The organism is Candidatus Cryosericum odellii (genome assembly GCF_003570935.1).
Taxonomy (GTDB): domain Bacteria; phylum Caldisericota; class Caldisericia; order Cryosericales; family Cryosericaceae; genus Cryosericum; species Cryosericum odellii.
In genome coordinates, this window is the sequence record NZ_QXIU01000259.1 from 1 (window position 1) to 3,889 (window position 3,889).

General features: G+C 61.4%; 4 protein-coding genes. 1 reads left to right on the top strand and 3 read right to left on the bottom strand.

Features of this window, described 5'->3' with window-relative positions:
- A partial coding sequence (locus tag SMC5_RS10890; protein ID WP_165849075.1) for a hypothetical protein occupies window positions 1–298 on the top strand: 298 nt, incomplete at its 5' end.
- 153 nt (window positions 299–451) lie between these two features.
- Here the strand turns inward: SMC5_RS10890 and SMC5_RS10220 are convergent.
- From SMC5_RS10220 to SMC5_RS10230, 3 genes are read right to left on the bottom strand one after another with little or no spacing between them, the layout of a single operon-like run.
- Entirely contained in the window at window positions 452–706 is a 255-nt protein-coding gene (locus tag SMC5_RS10220) for a (2Fe-2S) ferredoxin domain-containing protein (RefSeq protein WP_119120606.1), read from the bottom strand.
- The gene (fdhF, locus tag SMC5_RS10225) at window positions 703–2,748 is read right to left on the bottom strand and encodes a formate dehydrogenase subunit alpha (RefSeq protein WP_119120607.1); all 2,046 of its coding nucleotides are present in this window, start codon (window positions 2,746–2,748) and stop codon (window positions 703–705) included. Before fdhF ends, SMC5_RS10220 begins: the two co-directional genes overlap by 4 nt.
- Window positions 2,745–3,800, bottom strand: coding sequence for a Coenzyme F420 hydrogenase/dehydrogenase, beta subunit C-terminal domain (locus SMC5_RS10230; RefSeq protein WP_165846674.1), 1,056 nt, complete (start codon window positions 3,798–3,800; stop codon window positions 2,745–2,747). Before SMC5_RS10230 ends, fdhF begins: the two co-directional genes overlap by 4 nt.
- Between the last annotated feature and the right edge of the window lie 89 nt (window positions 3,801–3,889).

Below are 3,889 nucleotides of genomic sequence, written 5' to 3' on the forward strand. Positions count from 1 at the left end.
GTTGTTCGTCGAGATGCTCGGTTCCCGCGCACCGGGTGTCCGCGCATCTCTTGAGATAGACAACCGCAAGGGTGCTCTCGCGTCGCTGTTCAACCGTATCGTGGAAGCGGGCGGGGGTGTCACGACCGTGTCGTCGTTCCCTGCAACATCGCCACATCGTCTCCGGATCATCCTCAAGGTGGCAGATGTAAACCAGGACACAATGCGCCGTCTCCTCAAGTCCGAGGAGACGGTGATCGACCTGCGCGAAATCCAGGGATCTCGCTCGACCAGCTCCTCATCGCCGGTTGGCGCATAGGCAGGTAGTCAGGGCGCAGTATTCCTCTCGACTTCGGCCGTGCGCCCTGTCTCGCGGGAAACAATGGTTGTGGTCGTGCCGCCGCAGGCGACCTTCTAACTAAGCGTTTGCAGGAACTCGTTCACGGCCCATGTGTCGTTGGCAGGGTCCATCTTATGCTCCCCGGATAAGAGGCATGACCTCCCTGTCAAACATCTCGGAAGCATTTTCGACGGTGATCCCGTGGACGATCGTGTCATTGACCTTGACCGGGACCGCCTCGGCACACATCCCAAGGCAGAAGGAACCCTTCAGCTCGACGACATCCTCCAACTGGTGCTCCTGGATTTTCCTGCGGAACACGTCGAGGATCGACTGTGCAGACTTCAGATGACAAGCGCTTCCCATGCAGATGTACAACGACTTCACAACTGTTCCTCCTTTTCGATGCGAACAGGCACGCCCTTGTAGGCGGGGACGTGTGCGACCGGGTCAGTGTTGTTGGGCACGAGGACATTCACTGCCGTATCCCTGTAGTGGTTGGGGATAAACACAAATCCTCTCGGCACGCCGGTACCGATTCGTGCAGGCACAGTCAGCGCGCCCTGCCTCGAAGTTACCCTTACCACATCGCCTGATGCTGCGCCGATCTGCGATGCATCGTCGCGGTTGAGCTCGACGTACCCGGCCGGGGCGATGCGGTTCAGCTGGTCGATACGCCGGGACATGGTACCGGTGTTGTACTGCGCCATGAGGCGCCCGGTGATGAGGGTGAACGGAAATTCCGCCGTCAATCTGCTGGTCAAATCAATTGTCTCCAGCGCCGACAGATGGGCCTTTCCGGATGGGGTCGCAAATCGTTCCACATACAAGATCTCGGTCTCATCTCCTCCCTCCCCGACCGGCCACTGCAGGCCGAAGCCGGGCGTGTTGAGCAGGGGATACGTGATGCCGGCGTACGCGGGGACAACCCGGCGGATCTCCTCGAAGATGTCCTCGGGCTTGCGGTAGTACCAGTCCGCTCCAAGTGCGTCTGCTATGTCAATAAGGATACGCCAGTCTCGGTTTGCGGCCTCGGGGCTCTCCACCACCTTGCGGACGCGCTGAACCCGCCGCTCTGTATTGGTGAAAGTACCGTCCTTCTCGGCCCACAGCGACGCCGGCAGGACGAGATCGGCATACCGGGCAGTCTCTGTCATGAAGATGTCCTGCACGACCACAAAGTCCATGGCCTCCAGCCCGCGGACGACAGCAGCGCCGTCCGCCTCTGACAGCACCGGGTTCTCGCCGATGATGTAGGCTGCCTTCACGGTCCCCGCCTGTGCCGCCTCCCATACCTGCGTTGCGAACAGCCCAGGCCGCTGGGGCAGCGGTGCGTGCCATTCCTGTTCAACGATCGTGCGAACGGACGTGTCAGACATGGACCCACCGGGCAGTCCGTCTGGAACGGCCCCCATGTCGACGGTGCCCTGGACGTTGTTCTGGCCACGCGCGGGGTTTACACCCGTACCGGGACGCCCGATGTTACCGGTCACGACGGCCAGCTGGCACAGCGCGGCGATCGTCGCTGTACTCCCTACATACTGGGTCAGGCCCATGCCAAACAGGATGGAGCTGGCGGGCGACGTCCCATACGCGAGAGCAGCCTCCCGGATGAGCGCGGCGGGGACACCCGTCAGCGACGACGTCAGCTCGAGTGTGTAGAGCTCCACCGACTTCGCCAGCTCTTCGAATCCCTCGGTCCGACGCTCAATGAACTTGCGGTCCAGCAGGCCCGTCTGGATGACATAGTTGATCATGCCGGCGAGAAGCGCGATGTCGGTCCCGGGTATGGGCTGCAGGTGCAAGCTTGCGACCTTGGCCGTCTGTGTGACACGTGGGTCAACCACGATCAGCTTCGCCCCCGCCTTCCGAGCGGCAATGACGTGCTGAAACAGCATCGGGTGCGTCTCAAATGGGTTATAACCCCAGACGAGGACACAACCTGCCTCCTCGAGATCGTCCATGCTGTTTGTCGAGGCGCCTCCGCCGAAGACCCGCGTCAGCGCATATCCTGAGGGTGCATGGCACATGCGCGTACAATTGTCGACGTTGTTGGTCCCGATGACCACTCGTGCAAATTTCTGCGCCAGATACGACTCCTCGTTGGTGCACCGTGCCGATGCAAACACGTAAATGCTGTCGGGGTCCCGTTCACGCAACGGGCCGAGGTGCTCGCGTACCATGGCAAGGGCCTCATCCCAGGTGATTTGTTTCCACGTATCCCCATCGCGCCGCATGGGATACTTCAAACGGTCTGGCCTGTTCACGAGAGCGTAGCTGAACCGGCCTTTCGGGCAGAGCATGCCACGGTTCACCGGGTGCTCCGGCCAGCCTTCGGCACCGGCGATGCGCCCATGGTCGATGACCAGGTACATGCCACATCCAACCCCGCAGAACGGGCAGATGGTCTGAACAACGTTTGTGCTCATCGAGGCAGGGTCTTCCTCAGTTCACGCTGATGCTCGATGACCAGGTCATACGGCAACGTGATGGGACAGTGCTCACTGCACAGGCCGCATTCCGCGCATTCATCGTACAGATCGAGGACAAATGCGGCCAGCCATTCGGCTGGAGATTTCACCCCCTCCAGCAGGTGCTGGACATATTCATCGGTCCGGAGAGGACAGGCCTTCATGCACTCGCCACAGAGCGGACACGCGTTGATCTGCTCACCCGTCTCCACCAGGTCGGTCTCGAACTGCCGGCGCCGATATCGCCATGACGCGTCCGTCTTGAGGTCCAGCAGGTGCTTGCGCATGGCGCGGGCATCGTCGGGAACCGGCTCGACCACCAGGGCCCGGTCGCGCACCATTGCGTCGACAAGCTCGGCCGCCTCCGCCGTGTTCACCGTCACGTACGTCCTGCCCCGGTCACTTCCAGTCCCCCAGTACCCGCAGGAAAAATGCGAGGTGACGGGCTCGGGCGTCACACAGCGCTCGCAGGCCGGACGCACGGTCTTCCGCTCCGGAAACTCGTGGACCTGCTCCTCGCCCCGGAATGAGACGGAGTATCCCCCCTCACCATGGATGACGCGCTCGACGTCCAGCAGCGACTTTCCGAGACGCTTCACCTCCTTGCCGAGGTCGTTCGCGCTGAAGAGGCCGCCGCATACGAGTCCGATGCGGAACAGCTGCACGGGCAGTTCATCTTTGTGAATGAGGACGTCCAGCAGCTTCTCCTCGCAGGGCATGACCGGCAGGGCCACGCGCCCACTGCCGGCGTACTTGCGCAATGTCTGGACGATGTTGAGGGGCGCGGTGACAACCGTACCCGCAAGCTCAGATATTTCCCGAGGGTCATCGATGAACCGGGTATGCGTCAAGTTGCGTTCCCGATCATGCTCTACACCCAGCACCGCGTCCACCCGCTTTGTCGACAGCAGATACCACATGGCTGTCGTCACGAACGCCCCGTTCGTGGCACGAGTCAGCAGTTCCTCATGGGTACTGCGCGCGTACAGATGATCACCAATTGTTGTCATTGTTGCCACCTCGGTTCCATCACACCATATTCCACGCCGGCTGCCACGCGACGGGCCACAGACACCTCGCACCATGTGAATTCTATCAT